This window comes from Pseudomonas japonica (assembly GCF_013522925.1).
GTDB lineage: Bacteria > Pseudomonadota > Gammaproteobacteria > Pseudomonadales > Pseudomonadaceae > Aquipseudomonas > Aquipseudomonas japonica_A.
The window spans coordinates 138729-156875 of record NZ_JAAMQU010000013.1; the positions used below are offsets into that span (position 1 = coordinate 138729).

15 protein-coding genes are annotated in these 18147 nt (G+C 56.8%); 1 reads left to right on the plus strand and 14 read right to left on the minus strand.

Annotated features, from left to right (window positions below; all coding sequences use genetic code 11):
* Positions 1–22: 22 nt before the first annotated feature.
* From G7016_RS20240 to G7016_RS20270, 7 genes are all read right to left on the minus strand, one after another.
* Positions 23–214 carry a hypothetical protein gene (locus G7016_RS20240; RefSeq protein ID WP_181117518.1) on the minus strand — a complete coding sequence of 64 codons (192 nt, stop codon included), beginning with the start codon at positions 212–214 and terminating at the stop codon, positions 23–25.
* A gap of 2286 nt (positions 215–2500) precedes the next feature.
* Entirely contained in the window at positions 2501–2962 is a 462-nt protein-coding gene (locus tag G7016_RS20245) for a hypothetical protein (protein ID WP_181117519.1), read from the minus strand.
* Between the two features lies 1 nt (position 2963).
* Complete coding sequence (locus tag G7016_RS20250; RefSeq protein ID WP_181117520.1) at positions 2964–5024, minus strand: integrase; 2061 nt, start codon at positions 5022–5024, stop codon at positions 2964–2966.
* Positions 5017–6579: a site-specific integrase gene (locus G7016_RS20255; protein WP_181117521.1), complete on the minus strand. Its 1563-nt coding sequence runs from the start codon at positions 6577–6579 to the stop codon at positions 5017–5019. The genes G7016_RS20250 and G7016_RS20255 overlap by 8 nt, the downstream gene beginning before the upstream one ends.
* On the minus strand, positions 6572–7858 hold the full coding sequence (locus G7016_RS20260) for a tyrosine-type recombinase/integrase (RefSeq protein ID WP_181117522.1): 1287 nt from the start codon (positions 7856–7858) through the stop codon (positions 6572–6574). Before G7016_RS20260 ends, G7016_RS20255 begins: the two co-directional genes overlap by 8 nt.
* Before the next feature lie 132 nt (positions 7859–7990).
* Positions 7991–8503: a single-stranded DNA-binding protein gene (locus G7016_RS20265; RefSeq protein ID WP_181117523.1), complete on the minus strand. Its 513-nt coding sequence runs from the start codon at positions 8501–8503 to the stop codon at positions 7991–7993.
* Positions 8504–8512: 9 nt separating this feature from the next.
* Positions 8513–9907, minus strand: a complete 1395-nt coding sequence (locus tag G7016_RS20270; RefSeq protein WP_181117524.1) for an MFS transporter — start codon at positions 9905–9907, stop codon at positions 8513–8515.
* Positions 9908–10106: 199 nt separating this feature from the next.
* On the opposite strand from G7016_RS20270, the gene uvrA reads away from it, so the two are divergent.
* Positions 10107–12944 (plus strand): excinuclease ABC subunit UvrA, encoded by a 2838-nt coding sequence (gene uvrA, locus G7016_RS20275; protein ID WP_181117525.1) that lies wholly within the window; start codon positions 10107–10109, stop codon positions 12942–12944.
* A 62-nt stretch (positions 12945–13006) separates the two neighbouring features.
* On the opposite strand, the gene bfr is transcribed toward uvrA, so the two are convergent.
* The 7 genes from bfr to rpsM form a co-directional block, all read right to left on the minus strand.
* Positions 13007–13477 (minus strand): bacterioferritin, encoded by a 471-nt coding sequence (gene bfr, locus G7016_RS20280; RefSeq protein ID WP_181117526.1) that lies wholly within the window; start codon positions 13475–13477, stop codon positions 13007–13009.
* Positions 13478–13633: 156 nt separating this feature from the next.
* Positions 13634–15082 (minus strand): catalase, encoded by a 1449-nt coding sequence (locus G7016_RS20285; protein ID WP_181117527.1) that lies wholly within the window; start codon positions 15080–15082, stop codon positions 13634–13636.
* A gap of 172 nt (positions 15083–15254) precedes the next feature.
* Positions 15255–15641: a 50S ribosomal protein L17 gene (rplQ, locus tag G7016_RS20290; RefSeq protein WP_181117528.1), complete on the minus strand. Its 387-nt coding sequence runs from the start codon at positions 15639–15641 to the stop codon at positions 15255–15257.
* A gap of 43 nt (positions 15642–15684) precedes the next feature.
* Positions 15685–16686, minus strand: coding sequence for a DNA-directed RNA polymerase subunit alpha (locus G7016_RS20295; RefSeq protein WP_040261517.1), 1002 nt, complete (start codon positions 16684–16686; stop codon positions 15685–15687).
* Positions 16687–16708: 22 nt separating this feature from the next.
* Positions 16709–17329, minus strand: coding sequence for a 30S ribosomal protein S4 (gene rpsD / locus G7016_RS20300; protein ID WP_181117529.1), 621 nt, complete (start codon positions 17327–17329; stop codon positions 16709–16711).
* Between the two features lie 18 nt (positions 17330–17347).
* Positions 17348–17737, minus strand: a complete 390-nt coding sequence (gene rpsK / locus G7016_RS20305; RefSeq protein WP_002555466.1) for a 30S ribosomal protein S11 — start codon at positions 17735–17737, stop codon at positions 17348–17350.
* A gap of 30 nt (positions 17738–17767) precedes the next feature.
* Complete coding sequence (gene rpsM / locus G7016_RS20310) at positions 17768–18124, minus strand: 30S ribosomal protein S13 (protein WP_181117530.1); 357 nt, start codon at positions 18122–18124, stop codon at positions 17768–17770.
* Positions 18125–18147 lie beyond the last annotated feature (23 nt).

Genomic DNA, 18147 nt, shown 5'->3' on the forward strand with positions numbered 1-18147 from the left:
GCTTGCTCACGAGTGAGTCATTTCAGGCACCATTTTGTGTGACATCCCTTTCGTTCTGCTCCAGCTTCAGTCCGTGCGACCTGGCGTATTCCAGTACAAGAATCTCGACCATAGAAGCGATCGACCTGCGCTCTTGCTCAGCGGCCAAACGCAGCAGTTGCTTGATTTCGGCAGAGGTGCGGATGGAGAGGGTTTCGTCCTTCAAGCGTGACATGACGTCACCTCGGTGGTGATGTCGTGCAAATGTACTGCATTTAGCAGTGCATCGCCATTGACATTCGTTGACCCAACCGGAGACTTGGCAATCGATGCCATTGCGTGAGATTTCAAATGCTATGTATAGGTCAGCAAATTCAGCAGCTGGGGCGAAATCGTACCCGCGCCGATGATCGCCCTGCATCGGCCCTGACGGCAAACTCTCAGCAACGGATTTCGAATTGCTGAGCAGTGCGCTGAGGAAGCTGCTTAGCAGACCAAAAACAAAATTTTCCAATATAGCGATTGCGTCTGCGTCTTAACGCAGGTTCACCTTTTGCTCATAGGTCGTTAGCCGGTTTCCACCGCAAGCCATAGGCGGCGTTACCGTCCGACGTTTTTTCATAAACCTCACAGTTCTCGGCAAGCAGCAACACCTCATTGATGCGATCAGGCGCAGAGCAGAGAATCGCGGCAATCGACGAAAACAGCAGGTCTTTGGGTTGGGTGGCAACGAGGAACGTCTTAGTCCTATACGGGTATACAGGCACTGCGCCCCTTGCTCCTGCTTCAAGGCCTACCAGCACATCAGTGGTGGAAAGCTGCCTTAGCAGTTGAGCCTAACGAGGACGATTGGCAGACCCTCGGAAAAACCTAATTGCCCGTGAAGGGCTATCGTTTCCTACACGGCCCGGACGGAGACTGATACAAAAATGCCCAGTACCTGCACTAGCTTGCGCGGATACAGCCAGGGGTTGAAGGGCGACTTGAAGCGTTCTGAGTGACATATCGAAGCATACGCCGATCGATTTTCCACGTCGTTCAGCGGCAAGTTGATCAAAAACACCATTCCTCGCCCAATTGGACAGCATCGTGCTCCTCGCTAACCACGATCAACGCCTTTCCACGATGCACGAGGCAGAAACTGGACACAAGTCCTGCGTCCGGCGGTTGCTCCGCAGGTTCTCCTTTCGAAGTGCCAATCCATACGAAGCGCCCGGTTTCGAAGCAAGCTAGGTAGTAGCTGATTGATTCCATCTTGCTTTCCTGGTGGCATGGGGTTTCCCTGGATACTAGCCGGCAAAGGATACCTCTGTCCTACTTGATTGCCCCTCAATGCCTTTTGTACCTGGGGGGGGGGAAGGCCTTACACCGCCAAGAAGGTTGGGGGCATAGGTCCCGCCGGTGAGGCTTGCCATGGGATAAACACAGAGTCCTCTAAAACACAAGGTGCAATAGCTGGGCCTGGATATGTCGGCGATATACGACTGCGGCGATAAAACCAGACTGGTCACCCAGCAGTAGTTCGTGGAAACCACTCGTTCCATCAGGTGCTAGGATCGTCACGCATAAATCGTTTTTGGACGATTTTTTTCCGATGCAGATTGTACTAAGTATACGATCTGCATTAGAGTTTGGTGTAGCGAATGCTTCACAGAGGTAATGCTTGTTGGCCTCATCCATACAAGCGTCACAAAGACCGCCCTACCAAAGGGCGGTTTTTTTGCATACTCAGACGTGTGATGATTGATGCGACAGGGCCTCCTGCTTCTATGGAGAAAATACGCCAAAGCGTGTCCAATGAGGCTAATTGAGACTGCAAACTCGTATTTCACCGACATCATCTAAAAGCCTACGAAACGGATATTATCTATAAAAATTAGCAGATTACGTAAAACCGAATAGCGTCGGCGATATACGAATGCTTTCGTTAGTCACCAAAGTCACGACCGCTACGAGTGCTGCTCAATGGCCCGGCACGCGCCCTCCCTCCCACGCTCGGCGTCCACTTAGCCAACAGGTCAGGCCGTATCCTTAAGTCACCGCCGTAAACTGCCAAGGTTCTACAAGCCGTCTGACGATGGGCCGATGCTGGTTAGTGAGAGCGCCGCCAGCGGTTGCCGCCATGGTCGAGTGTACGAGCCGTTATGTAATAGCGTGGCTGGCCAGGCCATTTGAGCCTGCTGATCCGTTATCACCGACAACATATGCAAGTCTGCGAAACTGTAATTATCTATAAAAATTAGTAAATTACGCGTAACCAAGGAGCATCGGCGATATACGAATGCCCTGCTAGTCAGCAGAGTCGCAACCGCTCTGAGTGCCCCTCAAAGGGTGCCGCAACGTGTCCCCTATCCCACGCTCTGCGTCCAATTCAGCTAATAGTTCTGACCGTATGATTAAGTCACCGGCGTAAACTGCCAAGGTTCCACAAGACGTCTGACTATGGGCCGATGCTGGTTCGCGAGAGCGCCGCCAGCCCAATCGGCGTATCAAGTTATTAAAACCAGATACGTTGTAAAGCTTAGACTTTTCCATTACCCCTCCTACCAAGTGTGCCTAGAGTCACTTCACGATTCACCTGGGGAAGAGGAGTATTCAGATACTCCTTCGTCAATCCCTTTAAATGTGCATTATAAGCCCAAGTCACGAACTGTTCTAACATATGCCAATTTTCCGCTCGCAGACGAGCGTTCTCTGCAGCCAATCGCTCAAGACGCTCCATAATCGGCCCAAACTCTTGGGAAGCTGGTTTTCTTTCGTGGTTAAGAATGTGCGTCTTTCCTAGCCTTTGCTTTGTGCATTGATACGCAATTTTTATCCGAGCGTGCTTATCGAGTGCCTGACGCGTGTAACGAATGCCCATGCGTTTCTCGATCTCATCAATCAACAAGTCCCAGGAAAGCTTAGCAGCCCATCCATCCAATACACTAACAATTTTTTGGATCGTCCAGTCATCGATATTTTTCGCCCGCCTCTTAACCATATTATTGCCCTTTCATAAGGCTAGTTTCCGCCATCACCAAGAGCTCCAGCGTCGTACTCCCATCAGATGCGCCACGCCCCTCTAATACTTGCTCTGGTTCTGGCCAAACCAAAGCCGGAACATCCGTCAATTGAATAACAGCGCCAACCGCAACCGCCGGATTGTCAAAAACATCCGTGAGTTGGGTTAACCGCTGTACTGTCTTCTGGTGATGCTCCATCCATCGATCAGCGCCGTAATAACCTTGTGATGTTGCCTCCTCAGCACGACTCAAGAGCTGCTTCGCCTCTTCAAGTCGACGCCTCACCCTCATGGCTTTAACTTCGTCGCCCTTAACACAGACGTGCTCATTGCAATTGATGCAATCCGCATGTCGTTGACATGGCGTCATCGTGTAATCATGCACGCAGAAGCCTAAATCCGTCGTGTGCGCCGTCGGAATTTTAAGCCGTGCAAACTCATCTCGTGAAATCGGCATATTTTCTGGCAACCTGGCAAGCGGACCAAACATGAGGGTTTGATCGCCAATCGACTCACGAATTTTCGCCACCATTTGATCTGCGGTCACGTGGTCATACGCCTCGTTCTGGCGGACATCCAAGCGCCCCGACCACTTTGCGATATCCAATTGACTCATCCCACCTGCCTGAGCAAGGGTATTCAGGTAGTGGCGGAATTGATGGGTAGAAACTCGGATTGGACTCCCGTCTGGCTCAGTAAATCCAAGGCGGTCAAAAATCGATTCAAAGCCATGCGCACTTCTCGTTCCGAGTGCTGTATTGACCTGATTTATGCTAAGTGGCTCAATGACACAGCCAAATGTAGCTTTCGCTGAGTGTAGTTCATTACGTCTTACTACAATAAGCGCCTCAGAGAATCTGATGCCCATCTCCGCATTTAGCAGCGGGAATCCGGCCGAAAGTAATGCTATCGCGGCCTGTTCGACATCAGTAAATTGCGCGTGTACCCGACTGCCTTTTTTAGTCAACAACACACCATTTGCCAAACACCATAGTCTCGCAGATGAAGCCGTTCCTTCCTCCAGAAATAGCACCTGTTGAACTTCATCCATCGTTAGAAGCTCCTGGCGTCTTAGGTACTCTAACTCCTGCGGTAGATACAGTTTTTCAGGATTAAACTCGTACCATCTAGCAATACGTCGTGCGCCTTCCGTCAAACGCCTAATTTTGGCGATGGCCTCAGCGACAACCGGAGCCATCGAGGGAATAATCCATTTAACCATTGGTTCCCCCCCCTTAGCCGGTCGCCACCGCAGGCCATAGGCATCTTTTCCGCCTGACGTTTTGTCATGAACCTCACAGTTCTCAGCAAGCAATAACACCTCATTGATGCGGTCAGGCGCAGAACAGAGAATTGCGGCAATCGACGAAAACAGCATGTCCTTGGGTTGAGTGGCAATGTGGAACGTCATAGGAAGCGCGTCTAATACGGCTTGAGATGGCATTTTTTCGCTGCGGCGCTTGTCGAACTCGCCCCCCACTCGGACCGAGTCAAGCGGTCGCTTGATAGGACTACGCCACGAGAGTGGAACCGCTGTCAGACAGTGTTCTGACATGAACCTAGCAATCAACTCCAGCTGCGAACCCACACGATAAGCCGTAGATCCTGTCAGCCTCTCAGCGATAACTCGCGCCGCTCGATTGAACGTTTCGCCATCCATCAGGAACGGGCTGAATCGACCGCTCTCACGATGAGCAGCATCAAGGGCGCGAAGCGCGGTGACTCGAAACGCAGGATTCTTCGTCGGCCGCAATCCCTGCATGTAGCGGACGTACGCCTTTGCGAACGATACAAACGGCTCAGCCATCTGAGTTGGCATGATGTCGTCTACCGTTTCTTGAGTAGAAAAATAGATGCGCACCCGCTGGTTCCCATGCCCCTTTGGCAGCGTGGTGTCGGTGACGTCCCAGGCCATTTCGTCGAAACGAAGATCGGCACCGAAAATGGTTAGTCGAGAGCGACTCATCGCGACGAACTCGCCCAGGTTTTCTGCAGCATCCCACTCTGCCTTTGGGGTGAACACCACTATTTTGTCAGGCATCCTTCATCTCCCCACGCCTCTCTCGAGCGAGCTGAACCACCTCGGCAACGGCAAGAATCGTACGGTCATTTACTGTTGCGATGCGCGTGTCTACCTCGTCGATCAGACGTTCCCGTTCGGCCAGCAGGTAATTCAGCACCGTTTCATGAGGGCCATCGACCCAAGCCTGGAAGTTTCTACAGGTGTAGCAAGCGATAGGAGCCATAAAACCACACGGTCCGCTGCGGCCACAGTTTCCCATCGGCTTCATCGTTTCATCGAATCGGGGATCGACAATGCGACTCGTCGGATCATCGCCTCGGGTTGCCGCTAACTCGCTCCCAATGACTACGCCGGCAAAAGCATGGGCAAGCGGTGCCATTCGAAGCGCCACGGCCCGATCGATTCGCTCGATAATTTCCGGCGTAGCTTTCACATAGATTCCTACATTCTGAGTGTCGCTGTGGTCGAGCAATTCAGCGATGATCAGCTCGCCATGCCCTTCTCTTGCCGCGGACGTAGCCACCGTATGTCGTAGCCGTTTAGAGCTAATCCTGATGGGCTCACCGGTCCGCTCCGAATACACCCGCAAGGCTTCAAATACCGATCTGATTCTGTTGCTAATTTCCTTAGGTGATGTGTGTTCATGAAAACCTGGACGAGCTTTTTTTGTCGTCCTCTTCTGGGGAAACAGCGGCGCTTGCGATGGATCAGGGGAGAACTCGGCGCCATCCTCAAATCGTGTGCGAACACTGCTTGCGTAATCTATGAGCATTTTCCCGATGCTGGGGATAACAAGTCGCTCTTTGAATTGCACCCGCCGGGCCTCCGCCCCTCCCTGCTTAACCCTAGGGACCCGAAGCACATACTCGATAGACCCATCGGTCTTCGTAACTTCCCGGATATCGCCTACCTTCAACATTGCGTATTGGATATTCCTCTGTCCCAACAGCAAACAAAGCCAGGCCAAAAGATAGTCATCCAGAGCAATCGTCCTGGCGGCAAAGGCACCGTTCAGTGCCGCTTGCGTGGCCGAGCGCTCAATGTCAGTAAGCGGTCCTTTGAGCGGGTCCATCGTCAGGACTGCAGTGCCCTTGCGGTTCCCTTTGAGGCGGATACTTTTCAGAAAGCGCACGGCAGATTTCGTCACGCCAGGGACGCCCAAACCGTCCCATTTTTTGAAAAAGGCGCTCAAGGCTCCCAGCTTCCACTCGGTTTCCGATGTCAGGGAAGCTCGAAAGCTAGCGAGCAGCGGCGCATCGATGATACTGACGGGCTGACCCTGAGCAGCCGATATCGATTCCAGCAATCGCCTAAAATGGCCAAACAGGTTGACAACAGTCATCGCTTCAGCATTCTCGGCATACCAAATCAAGGGAAATTTCGTAGCCGCGATTAACTCATCTGTCGCACATTCCCTCAGTCTCTCGAAATTCACACTGATTGGTTGGAGACCATCATGGAACGTCCAACGTTCGGCACTTGGATCGAAAACTGCCCCGCTGCGCGCCCTCACTGTGGTTGGCAGGCTCAGATAATTCGACGATTGACAGGTAATCGCGAGATTTTCAGTCATCACTGGACTCACCCTCCACTTGCTTAGCCTGCATCGCTAGGGAGACCTGTTGAGCTTTCAGCCGGACGTGCCGGCGGGTGTAATTCACGGAGGTCTGCGAAGTCGGCGCCCATCCCATCAGGAACGAACGCATACGCTCCTCTTCGGCTTCGGGAACCTTCGAATTGTCCATTACCTCCGAGAATCGGTCGTTCCAAGTGTGGCGAAGAACATGCGGAGTTACAGTATCGAACTGACCATTAAAAGCATTCCGCAGTTCGGCGAAGATCGCGTTTACGGCACTGAGCGATAGAGGTGCGCCGGTACCCATGGCGATGAATAGAAATGGGTGACGTCTAGCGCCCTCACAGGATCGCCGTGTGCTCGTGATGTATTCGTGCGTCAGCTTGCAAAGGCCTGGGGATAACGGAATCTTTCGGTCGCGCGTCTTGACCAAAGGCTGGTCCTTTCGGGGATCCTGCGGATCATCTGCTCGCCTAGCCACCGTTAGCTGCTCCGACTGAAAGTCAATGTCGGGAATCCTTACGTTCAAAACTTCGCCACGACGCAGGCCAAGCTCGTAGAACCAACGGAATAGGAGAGCGTTTCGAATGCAAGTGCCTTCCCCTTTCCAAGGGTTCTCTGGCGATGTTGACGACGTAACGTTGAGAAGTCGCTCTACCACCTCTGGCTGAAGCCCTTCCCGCTGTCCGATAGAATTCCGGCCCTTATGACGCGGCAGCCGTGCGTCCAGCGCATCTTTGCAGGACGTCCATTCATTCCAAAGCCGCTCTCGCTCAGTTGCCCCCAAGCGACAGCTGACCATGTGGTATCTCACTAGCCAATCGAGATAGTTGCGGATGACCCGAATACGGTTAGCAGCGGTATGGCCCGCCACCTCCGCGTCCGCAGGTTGTCGTTGAAGAAGCCGCACACTTTCCGCAGACGTTTTGCGATGGGATTGCGGAGAAGGCGGAAGTGAACTGTGCTTCAGCTGATCCGCAACAGGCCGCCTGCAGTGCCGGACGAGTTCGTCGAGCTCGTTCAGACGAAAAACCTCGCCCTGGCGGATACGCTGCTGGATATCAATCCCGCTCGAGTCGAGGAATAGCTGCAACACCATGATTGATCGCAAGACCTGGTCAATCGTGTTGCTCGCTCTGTTGGTAGCCCGAATCTCGCTGAGCACGTAAACAGACGGCTCGAATAGGGGGGCCCCCGTGGCCAATGCAATCAGCACCGGCAACCGCTCCCCGGAAGTCAATACGAGCGTCTTTACCGCGTAGGGATTGAGGGCCATTTGTTTACACCTTTGAAAGGTGAACGCTTAACAAATGTAGCTCCTACTCCGCAAAAATCTGTAAACAATAAAAAAGCGAAGCCAAATCAATGGCTTCGCTTTTCATATTTACTGTTCTGAAAAACCTACACTTCAGAACGGAATATCATCATCAAAGCTGTCGAAGTCATTCGACGGCTGTTGCGCCGGCTGCTGCTGGGGCGCCGGGCGGGATTGCTGAGGCTGGGACTGCGGGCGCGGGGCCTGTTGGCGAGGCGCCGGGGCCTGGTTGTAGTCGCCACCGCCTTGTTGGTCACCCTGCGGGCGGCCACCCAGCAGCTGCATGGTGCCTTGCATGTCTACGATGATTTCCGTGGTGTAACGCTTGATACCGTCTTTTTCCCACTCGCGGGTTTGCAGCTTGCCTTCGATGTATACCTGCGAGCCTTTACGCAGGTAGTTACCGGCGATTTCGGCAACCTTGCCGAACAGGGACACGCGGTGCCATTCGGTGCGCTCGACCTTCTGGCCGCTCTGCTTGTCGGTCCACTGCTCGCTGGTGGCCAAGCTCACGTTGGTCACCGCGTTGCCGTTGGGCAGGTAGCGTACTTCAGGATCCTGGCCGCAAGTGCCGACCAATATAACTTTGTTAACCCCGCGGGCCATAACGTTCTCCTAGGCGCCGCACGTGCTCTGGCGCGGGTTTACCAGCGCGTCCAGGGCGGTGCGGTCCAAAATTTTCGTATCAAATTTGATGTAGATGGCGGCCTCATTGGCCACCACCACGGCGTCTGTCACCCCGGGGGCGGCCATCAACCGCTCGCTCAACCCGGCATCCTTCACCGACTCGGGCGATAGCGGCAGGCGCAGGCTGGTGACATAGGGTGGTTCGCGCATAGTACCAGCAATGGCCACCCACAGCATGAGCAATACGGCGCAGCCGAGGAACACCCCGCCCAGCCCGCCATGCTGGAACATCCAGCCGCCGAGTATCCCGCCCAGCGCCGCGCCGAGGAACTGGCTGGTGGAGTACACCCCCATGGCGGTGCCCTTTCCACCGGCTGGCGACACCTTGCTCACCAGCGACGGCAGCGAGGCCTCCAGCAGGTTGAACGCGGTGAAGAACACCACGGTGCCGATCACTAGCGCGGTCAGGCTTTGCGCGAACGCCCAGAAGTACAGCTCAGTCAGCGCCAGCACCACGATCGCCCCCACGAGGACACGCTTCATCTTGCGCTTTTTTTCGCCGTAGATAATGAACGGAACCATTGCAAAGAATGAGATGAACAACGCGGTGAGGTACACCCACCAGTGTTGTTCCTTCGGCAGCCCGGCGCGCTCTACGTAGGCCAGCGGCAGTGCGACAAAGCTGGACATCAAGATGGCGTGCAGAATGAAGATGCCCGCGTCCAGGCGCAGCAGGTCCGGGTGGCGCAAAGTAGGGCCCAGCGCCTGGCGGGCAACGCCAGATTCCCGGTGTTGCAGCACGCGGGTGGACCGCGGCACTACGAACGCGATGATCAACATGCCCACCAGCGCCAGCACGGCGGTAGCGATGAACAGGCCCTTGAGGCCGAACGCGCGGGTAAGCAATGGGCCTACTACCATGGCGACGGCGAACGACACGCCGATGCTCATGCCGATCATGGCCATGGCCTTGGTGCGGTGCTGCTCGCGGGTGAGGTCCGACAGCAAGGCCATCACGGCGGCCGATATCGCACCGGCGCCTTGCAGCACCCGCCCGAAGATCACGCCCCAGATGGTGTCTGCCTGGGCTGCGACCACGCTGCCGATGGCGAAGATCACCAACCCGACGTAGATCACCGGCAGCCGGCCGATACGGTCGGACACCATCCCGAAGGGGATCTGCAATACCGCCTGGGTAAGGCCGTAGGCGCCGATGGCCAGGCCAATCAGCGGCAGCGTGGCACCGGGCAGGTCCATCCCGTAGGTGGCCAGTACCGGCAGCACCATGAACATGCCCAGCATGCGAAAGGCGAACACCAGCGCCAGGCCGGCGGCAGCGCGGGTTTCGCCGCCACTCATGCGTTCGCTGTGGAGATCTTGCATGGAATTACCTCGTGTGAACCGGCCGAGATTCTACCAGTCCGATCGTGTAACGGCACATTGAGTGACGCTATGCCACATGAACGGATCTTCATGGCTAGCGCCCCATGACCAGCCCTTGGGCTTATAAGCCGCAGGGAAGTACTGCTTCCCTGCCCTGCCCCGTATACTTCCGTGTTTATGCCCGCCGAGCGAGGCCGCCTTGGACAAGATCCTGATTCGTGGGGCACGTACCCACAACCTGAAAAACATTGACCTTACGCTTCCCCGCGACAAACTGATCGTTATCACTGGCCTCTCTGGCTCCGGAAAGTCGTCGCTGGCGTTCGATACGTTGTATGCCGAGGGCCAGCGCCGGTATGTGGAATCGCTGTCTGCCTACGCCCGCCAGTTCCTCTCGATGATGGAAAAGCCGGACGTCGACACCATCGAAGGGCTTTCCCCCGCCATTTCCATCGAGCAAAAATCCACGTCCCACAACCCGCGTTCGACCGTGGGTACCATCACCGAGATCTACGACTACCTGCGCTTGCTGTATGCCCGTGTGGGCACGCCGCGCTGCCCGGACCATGACATCCCGCTGGAAGCGCAAACCGTGTCGCAGATGGTCGACCTGGTGCTCGCCGAGCCGGAGGGCCGCAGGCTGATGCTGCTGGCCCCGGTGATCCGCGAGCGCAAGGGCGAGCACCTCAGCGTACTGGAAGAGCTGCGCGCTCAGGGCTTTGTGCGCGCGCGCATCAACGGCAAGCTGCATGAGCTGGATGAAGCGCCCAAGCTGGACAAGCAGAAGAAGCACACCATCGATGTGGTGGTGGATCGCTTCAAGGTACGTGCCGACCTGCAACAGCGCTTGGCTGAATCGTTCGAGACCGCGCTGAAGCTGGCCGACGGTATCGCCTTGGTTGCGCCGATGGACGAAGACGACAAGGGTGAAGAGATCATTTTCTCCGCCCGCTTCGCCTGCCCGGTGTGTGGCCATGCTATCAGCGAGCTCGAGCCCAAGCTGTTCTCGTTCAACAACCCTGCAGGCGCCTGCCCTACCTGCGACGGCCTGGGCGTGAAGCAGTTCTTCGACCCCAAACGCCTGGTGAACGGCGAGCTTACGCTCGGTGAGGGCGCCATTCGTGGCTGGGACAGGCGTAACGTTTATTACTTCCAGATGCTTGGCTCGCTGGCGGCTCATTACAAGTTCAGCCTGGAGAAGCCCTTCGGGGAGTTGCCCGCCGAGAAGCAGAAGCTGCTGCTGTACGGCAGCGGGCGCGACAACGTGGACTTCCGCTACCTCAACGACCGCGGCGATATCGTCAAACGCTCGCACCCGTTCGAAGGCATTGTGCCGAACCTGGAGCGGCGCTACAGGGAAACGGAATCCGCCAGCGTACGCGAGGACCTGGCCAAATACCTCAGCACCCAGCCGTGCCCGGAGTGCCGCGGCACCCGGCTGCGCAGGGAGTCGCGCCATGTATGGGTGGGCGAGAAAACGCTGCCGGCGGTAACCGGTTTGCCTATCGGCGAAGCCTGGGACTATTTCGGCGGCTTGCAGCTGACCGGCCGCAAGGGCGAGATCGCCGACAAGATTCTCAAGGAAATCCGCGAACGCCTGCAGTTCCTGGTGAACGTGGGCCTGGACTACCTGACGCTGGACCGCAGCGCCGATACCTTGTCTGGCGGCGAGGCCCAGCGCATCCGGCTGGCCAGCCAGATCGGCGCCGGCCTGGTGGGGGTGATGTACATTCTGGACGAACCGTCCATTGGCCTGCACCAGCGCGACAACGACCGCTTGCTCGCCACGCTCAATCACCTGCGGGATATCGGTAATACGGTGATCGTGGTGGAACATGACGAAGACGCCATTCGGCTTGCGGACTATGTTGTGGACATCGGGCCTGGCGCGGGCGTACATGGGGGCTCTATTGTCGCCGAAGGCACCCCCGAGGAGGTGATGGCACATCCGGACTCCCTGACGGGCGCTTACCTGTCGGGCCGCAAAAAGATCATCTATCCGGAAAAACGCACCCCTCGTGACAAGAAGCTCTCCCTGACGATCAAGGGCGCGCGCGGCAATAACCTGCGCAATGTGGACCTGGAAATCCCTATTGGCCTTCTCACCTGTGTAACGGGTGTGTCTGGCTCGGGTAAGTCCACGCTGATCAACAATACCTTGTTCCCGCTCAGCGCCACTGCGCTTAACGGCGCCACTACGCTGGAAGCGGCTCCGCACGACAGCATCGATGGGCTGCAGCACCTGGATAAGGTGGTGGACATCGACCAAAGCCCGATCGGCCGCACGCCGCGCTCCAACCCTGCGACCTATACCGGGCTGTTCACACCCATCCGCGAGCTGTTTGCCGGTGTGCCCGAGGCGCGCGCGCGAGGCTATGGCCCGGGCCGCTTCTCGTTCAACGTGAAGGGCGGCCGCTGCGAAGCGTGCCAAGGTGACGGCCTGATCAAGGTGGAAATGCACTTCCTGCCGGACATCTACGTGCCTTGCGATGTGTGCAAGAGCAAGCGCTATAACCGCGAAACCCTCGAAATCCGCTACAAGGGTAAGAGCATCGACGAAGTGCTGGAGATGACCATCGAGGAGGCACGCACCTTCTTCGATGCCGTACCGGCACTCGCTCGCAAGCTACAAACGCTGATGGATGTAGGGCTGTCGTATATCAAGCTGGGGCAATCGGCGACGACGCTGTCCGGTGGTGAGGCCCAGCGGGTCAAGCTGTCGCGGGAGCTGTCCAAGCGTGACACGGGCAAAACCCTGTACATCCTCGACGAACCGACGACGGGCTTGCACTTCGCGGACATCCAGCAGCTGCTCGACGTGCTTCACCGCCTGCGCGACCACGGCAATACAGTGGTAGTGATCGAGCACAACCTGGATGTGATCAAGACGGCGGACTGGCTGGTTGACCTGGGGCCGGAGGGCGGTTCACGTGGGGGGCAGATCATTGCCTGCGGCACGCCGGAACAGGTCACGAAGATGTCGCAATCCTATACCGGCAAGTACCTCAAGCCGCTGCTGGAGAGGGATAAGGCATAACGGGATCGCCTGCTCCTGCGCACCGCGCGTAGGAGCAGGCGAAGCCTGCGGACCAAAACCTATCAGTTACCCATCTGTGATTGCAGGTAATTCTGCAATCCAATGCTCTTGATCAGGCCAAGCTGCTTTTCGAGCCAGTAGGTGTGGTCTTCCTCGGTATCCGAGAGCTGAACCTTGAGGATGTCGCGGCTGACGTAGTCGCGGTGTTGCTCACACAGGGCAATGCCTTTGCACAGCGCGGCCCTCACCTTGTACTCCAGGCGCAGGTCGCTTTCGAGCATCTCCGGGACAGTAGTGCCCACATCGAGATCGTCTGGGCGCATGCGCGGCGTACCTTCAAGCATGAGGATGCGGCGCATCAAAGCGTCCGCATGGCCAGCCTCTTCTTCCATCTCGTGATTGATACGCTCGTAGAGCTTGGCAAAGCCCCAGTCTTCGTACATGCGCGAGTGAATGAAGTACTGATCGCGGGCAGCGAGTTCGCCGGTCAGCAGCGTATTGAGGTAGTCGATTACATCCGGATGACCTTGCATGGCCCACATCTCGTCACGTTTGAAAGAAGTATAGTTTGAACCAATGCCGGGCCCGGGTCGATCCGCAGGCGACTAAAAATCGCGATTTTCTGCAATTAAGTAGCATACAGATGCGAAAACCGCCCAAATGAGGGCGGTTCCTGTTCGCGTTTCGACTTAGCTCAGCGATACCCCCAAGGCGCTCGCGATGCCTTCGCCGTAGGCCGGATCAACCTGATAGAAGTGTTGCAGCTGGCGGTTTACCACATCTTCCGTGACCCCGCGCATGGCCCCTGCGATGTTGCTGATCAGCAGCGCTTTCTGATCCTCACTCATCAGCTGGAACAAGGCGCGCGCCTGGCTGTAGTAGTCACCGTCGGTGCGGTGGTCGTAGCGGTCCGCGCTGCCGCTCAATGCCAATGCTGGCTCGACATAGGCCGGTACCTGCTTGGGCGCAGAGCTGTAGCTGTTTGGCTCGTAGTTAGGCAGCGGGCCGCCGTTGCTTCCGAACCGCATGGCCCCGTCGCGCTGGTAGTTGTTCACCGGGCTCAGCGGAGCGTTCACCGGCAGTTGCTGGAAGTTGGTACCTACGCGGTAGCGGTGGGCGTCGGCATAGGCGAATACCCGCCCTTGCAGCATCCGGTCAGGCGAAAGCCCTACGCCCGGGATCATGTTGCTTGGGCCGAAGGCAGCCTGCTCGACTTCAGCAAAATAGTTGAGCGGGTTGCGATTGAGCTCCAGGGTACCGACTTCGATCAGCGGGAATTCCTTCTGCGACCAGACCTTGGTGACGTCGAAGGGGTTTTCGACGCGCTGGTTAGCCTGCTCTTCCGTCATTACCTGGATGCACACGGTCCAGCGTGGATAGTCTCCACGGTCGATCGCGTTGAACAGGTCGCGCTGTGCATAATCCGGATCAGTGCCGGCGATACGTGCGGCGTCGGCCGGGGCCAGGTTCTTGATGCCCTGCTGCGTCTTGTAGTGCCACTTCACCCAAACCCGCTCACCACGGGCATTGATCAGGCTGTAGGTGTGGCTACCAAAGCCATGCATGTGCCTGTAGCCGTCCGGGATGCCCCGGTCACTGAACAGAATCGTCACCTGGTGGAGCGCTTCAGGCGAGTGAGACCAGAAGTCCCACATCATTTGCGCGCTCTTCAGGTTGCTTTGCGGCAGGCGCTTCTGGGTGTGGATAAAGTCCGGGAACTTGAGCGGGTCGCGGATGAAGAACACGGGGGTGTTGTTACCCACGATGTCCCAGTTGCCCTCTTCGGTATAGAACTTCACTGCAAACCCGCGCGGGTCGCGTTCGGTATCTGCCGAGCCACGCTCGCCACCCACGGTAGAGAAGCGCAGGAAAATGGGCGTCTGTTTGCCAATGTCGCTGAACAATTTGGCGGAAGAGAAACGGGTGATGTCCCGGGTTACGGTAAAGGTACCGTAGGCGCCTGAGCCCTTGGCATGTACACGGCGCTCAGGAATGTTCTCGCGGTTGAAATGAGCGAGCTTCTCGACCAGGTGAAAGTCGTCGAGCAGCAGCGGGCCACGGGGGCCAGCGGATCGGGAATTCTGGTTATCGGCAACAGGCGCACCACTGGCGGTGGTGAGGGTCTTTGTATCGCTCATTTCGTACTTCTCCATCTAACGTGCGTTCCGGTGTAGGCCGGTTGCAGCAAGTATCCGGAGTTGTAGCGAAGCGGGCCAATTTATTAACCCGAGCTGGCTGATAGAATTTTACTAACCTACAGAAAACAAAAAACCGAGCCTAAGCTCGGTTTTCTGTGAGTCGAAGCGCGCCTTATTCGGCTGCTTCAACGACGCCGCCGACCGGACGGTCAACCAGCTCAACATAGGCCATAGGCGCGTTGTCCCCGGCGCGGAAACCGCACTTGAGGATGCGCAGGTAGCCACCTGGACGGGTGGCGTAGCGCTTGCCCAGGTCGTTGAACAGCTTGCCTACGGCGGACTTCGACCGGGTACGGTCGAAAGCCAGACGACGGTTGGCAACGCTGTCTTCCTTGGCCAGGGTGATCAGCGGCTCGGCAACCCGGCGCAGTTCCTTGGCTTTCGGAAGGGTGGTTTTGATCAGTTCGTGTTCGAACAGCGACACCGCCATGTTTTGGAACATGGCCTTGCGGTGCGCGCTGGTGCGGCTCAGATGACGACCACTTTTACGATGACGCATGGTTCATTCCTTACCGAAACTCTACGTTCGGTGATTACGACGATCAGGCCGTAGCCTTGTCGTCCTTCTTAAGACTTGCCGGCGGCCAGTTATCGAGGCGCATGCCGAGGGAAAGACCGCGGGAGGCCAAGACGTCCTTGATTTCGGTCAGGGACTTCTTGCCCAGGTTCGGAGTCTTCAACAGTTCTACTTCAGTGCGCTGAATCAGGTCACCGATGTAGTAAATGTTTTCCGCCTTAAGGCAGTTAGCCGAACGTACAGTCAACTCCAGATCATCAACCGGGCGAAGAAGGATCGGATCGATCTCGTCTTCCTGCTCGATAACGACTGGCTCACTGTCACCCTTCAGATCCACGAACGCGGCCAGCTGCTGTTGCAGGATGGTCGCGGCACGACGGATAGCTTCTTCCGGGTCCAGGGTACCGTTGGTTTCCAGGTCGATGACCAGCTTGTCCAGGTTGGTGCGCTGCTCGACACGGGCGTTTTCCACCACGTAAGCGATACGGCGAACCGGGCTGAACGAAGCATCCAGCTGCAAGCGACCAATGCTGCGGCTTTCGTCATCGTCGCTCTGACGCGAGTCAGCCGGCTCGTAACCGCGACCACGAGCTACTACTAGCTTCATGTTCAAGGCGCCGTTAGACGCCAGGTTCGCGATCACGTGTTCGGGATTGACGATCTCGACATCATGATCCAGCTGAATATCGGCAGCGGTAACCACCCCCGAACCTTTTTTGGACAAGGTCAGCGTAACTTCGTCACGACCGTGCAGCTTGATGGCCAGACCTTTCAGGTTGAGCAGGATTTCAATGACGTCTTCCTGAACACCTTCAATGGCGCTGTACTCATGGAGTACACCGTCGATCTCGGCTTCTACAACTGCACAGCCAGGCATGGAGGACAACAGGATGCGACGCAGCGCGTTGCCCAGGGTGTGGCCGAAACCGCGCTCGAGAGGCTCGAGCGTGATCTTGGCGCGGGTTGGGCTGACGACCTGCACATCAATATGGCGGGGCGTCAGAAACTCATTTACCGAAATCTGCATGGATGCACCTACTTTCTAGCCCTTACTTGGAGTAGAGCTCGACGATCAGGTTTTCGTTGATGTCGGCGGACAGATCACTGCGAGCCGGAACACTTTTGAAAGTGCCGGATTTCTTCTCGGTGTCTACGTCAACCCACTCAACGCGGCCACGCTGGGAACACAGCTCAAGGGCTTGAGCGATGCGCAGCTGGTTTTTTGCCTTCTCACGAACTGCAACCACGTCACCTGCGCGAACCTGGTAGGACGGTACGTTTACAGTCTGGCCATTGACCGAGATCGCTTTGTGCGAAACCAGTTGGCGGGACTCGGCACGGGTAGCGCCAAAGCCCATACGGTAAACGACGTTGTCCAGACGGCACTCGAGCAGCTGCAGAAGGTTTTCGCCGGTGGCGCCCTTCTGGCTGGCGGCTTGCTTGTAGTAGCCGCTGAACTGACGCTCGAGCACGCCGTAGATACGACGAACCTTTTGTTTCTCACGCAGCTGGGTGCCGTAGTCGGACTGACGGCCACGGCGCTGGCCGTGGATACCTGGGGCTGCTTCGATATTGCACTTGGATTCCAGAGCGCGGACGCCGCTTTTCAGGAACAGGTCAGTGCCTTCACGACGAGCCAGCTTGCATTTTGGACCAATGTAACGAGCCATTATCTATCGTCTCCTGAATTACACGCGGCGCTTCTTCGGCGGACGGCACCCGTTATGCGGGATTGGCGTCACGTCGGTGATGCTGGCGATCTTGTAGCCACAGCCGTTCAAAGCACGGACAGCGGACTCACGACCTGGACCTGGACCCTTGACGTTTACGTCGAGGTTTTTCAGGCCATATTCCAGCGCAGCTTGCCCAGCACGTTCAGCAGCTACCTGAGCAGCGAACGGAGTGGACTTGCGTGAACCGCGGAAACCCGAACCACCGGAGGTAGCCCAGGACAGGGCGTTACCTTGACGGTCGGTAATGGTCACGATGGTGTTGTTGAAAGACGCGTGGATGTGGGCGATGCCATCAACCACTGTCTTTTTGACTTTTTTACGAGGACGAGCAGCAGGTTTTGCCATGACTATATTCCTGTCGATTCGCTGGCGCGATTACTTGCGGATCGGCTTGCGCGGGCCCTTACGGGTACGGGCGTTGGTCTTGGTACGCTGACCGCGAACCGGCAGACCGCGGCGATGACGCAGGCCACGGTAGCAACCCAGGTCCATCAAGCGCTTGATCTTCATGTTGATGTCGCGACGCAGGTCACCTTCGGTGGTGAACTTCGCAACTTCGCCACGCAGCAGTTCGATTTGCTCGTCGCTCAGATCCTTGATCTTCGCAGCCGGGTTTACACCGGCGTCCGCGCAGATTTTTTGCGCGGTGGTGCGACCAACACCATAGATGTAGGTCAGCGAGATAACAGCATGCTTGTTATCTGGAATGTTAACGCCTGCAATACGGGCCATTCAGTGGGACTCCAATTGACAGC

Coding starts and splice junctions, on each gene's coding strand:
- G7016_RS20285 (WP_181117527.1), bottom strand. CDS start 15,082: ATGAGCGATACAAAGACCCTCACCACCGCCAGTGGTGCGCCTGTTGCC.
- G7016_RS20250 (WP_181117520.1), bottom strand. CDS start 5,024: ATGCCTGACAAAATAGTGGTGTTCACCCCAAAGGCAGAGTGGGATGCT.
- rpsD (WP_181117529.1), bottom strand. CDS start 17,329: ATGGCTCGTTACATTGGTCCAAAATGCAAGCTGGCTCGTCGTGAAGGC.
- G7016_RS20240 (WP_181117518.1), bottom strand. CDS start 214: ATGTCACGCTTGAAGGACGAAACCCTCTCCATCCGCACCTCTGCCGAA.
- G7016_RS20295 (WP_040261517.1), bottom strand. CDS start 16,686: ATGCAGATTTCGGTAAATGAGTTTCTGACGCCCCGCCATATTGATGTG.
- rpsM (WP_181117530.1), bottom strand. CDS start 18,124: ATGGCCCGTATTGCAGGCGTTAACATTCCAGATAACAAGCATGCTGTT.
- G7016_RS20260 (WP_181117522.1), bottom strand. CDS start 7,858: ATGGCCCTCAATCCCTACGCGGTAAAGACGCTCGTATTGACTTCCGGG.
- bfr (WP_181117526.1), bottom strand. CDS start 13,477: ATGCAAGGTCATCCGGATGTAATCGACTACCTCAATACGCTGCTGACC.
- G7016_RS20245 (WP_181117519.1), bottom strand. CDS start 2,962: ATGGTTAAGAGGCGGGCGAAAAATATCGATGACTGGACGATCCAAAAA.
- G7016_RS20265 (WP_181117523.1), bottom strand. CDS start 8,503: ATGGCCCGCGGGGTTAACAAAGTTATATTGGTCGGCACTTGCGGCCAG.
- rplQ (WP_181117528.1), bottom strand. CDS start 15,641: ATGCGTCATCGTAAAAGTGGTCGTCATCTGAGCCGCACCAGCGCGCAC.
- rpsK (WP_002555466.1), bottom strand. CDS start 17,737: ATGGCAAAACCTGCTGCTCGTCCTCGTAAAAAAGTCAAAAAGACAGTG.
- G7016_RS20255 (WP_181117521.1), bottom strand. CDS start 6,579: ATGACTGAAAATCTCGCGATTACCTGTCAATCGTCGAATTATCTGAGC.
- G7016_RS20270 (WP_181117524.1), bottom strand. CDS start 9,907: ATGCAAGATCTCCACAGCGAACGCATGAGTGGCGGCGAAACCCGCGCT.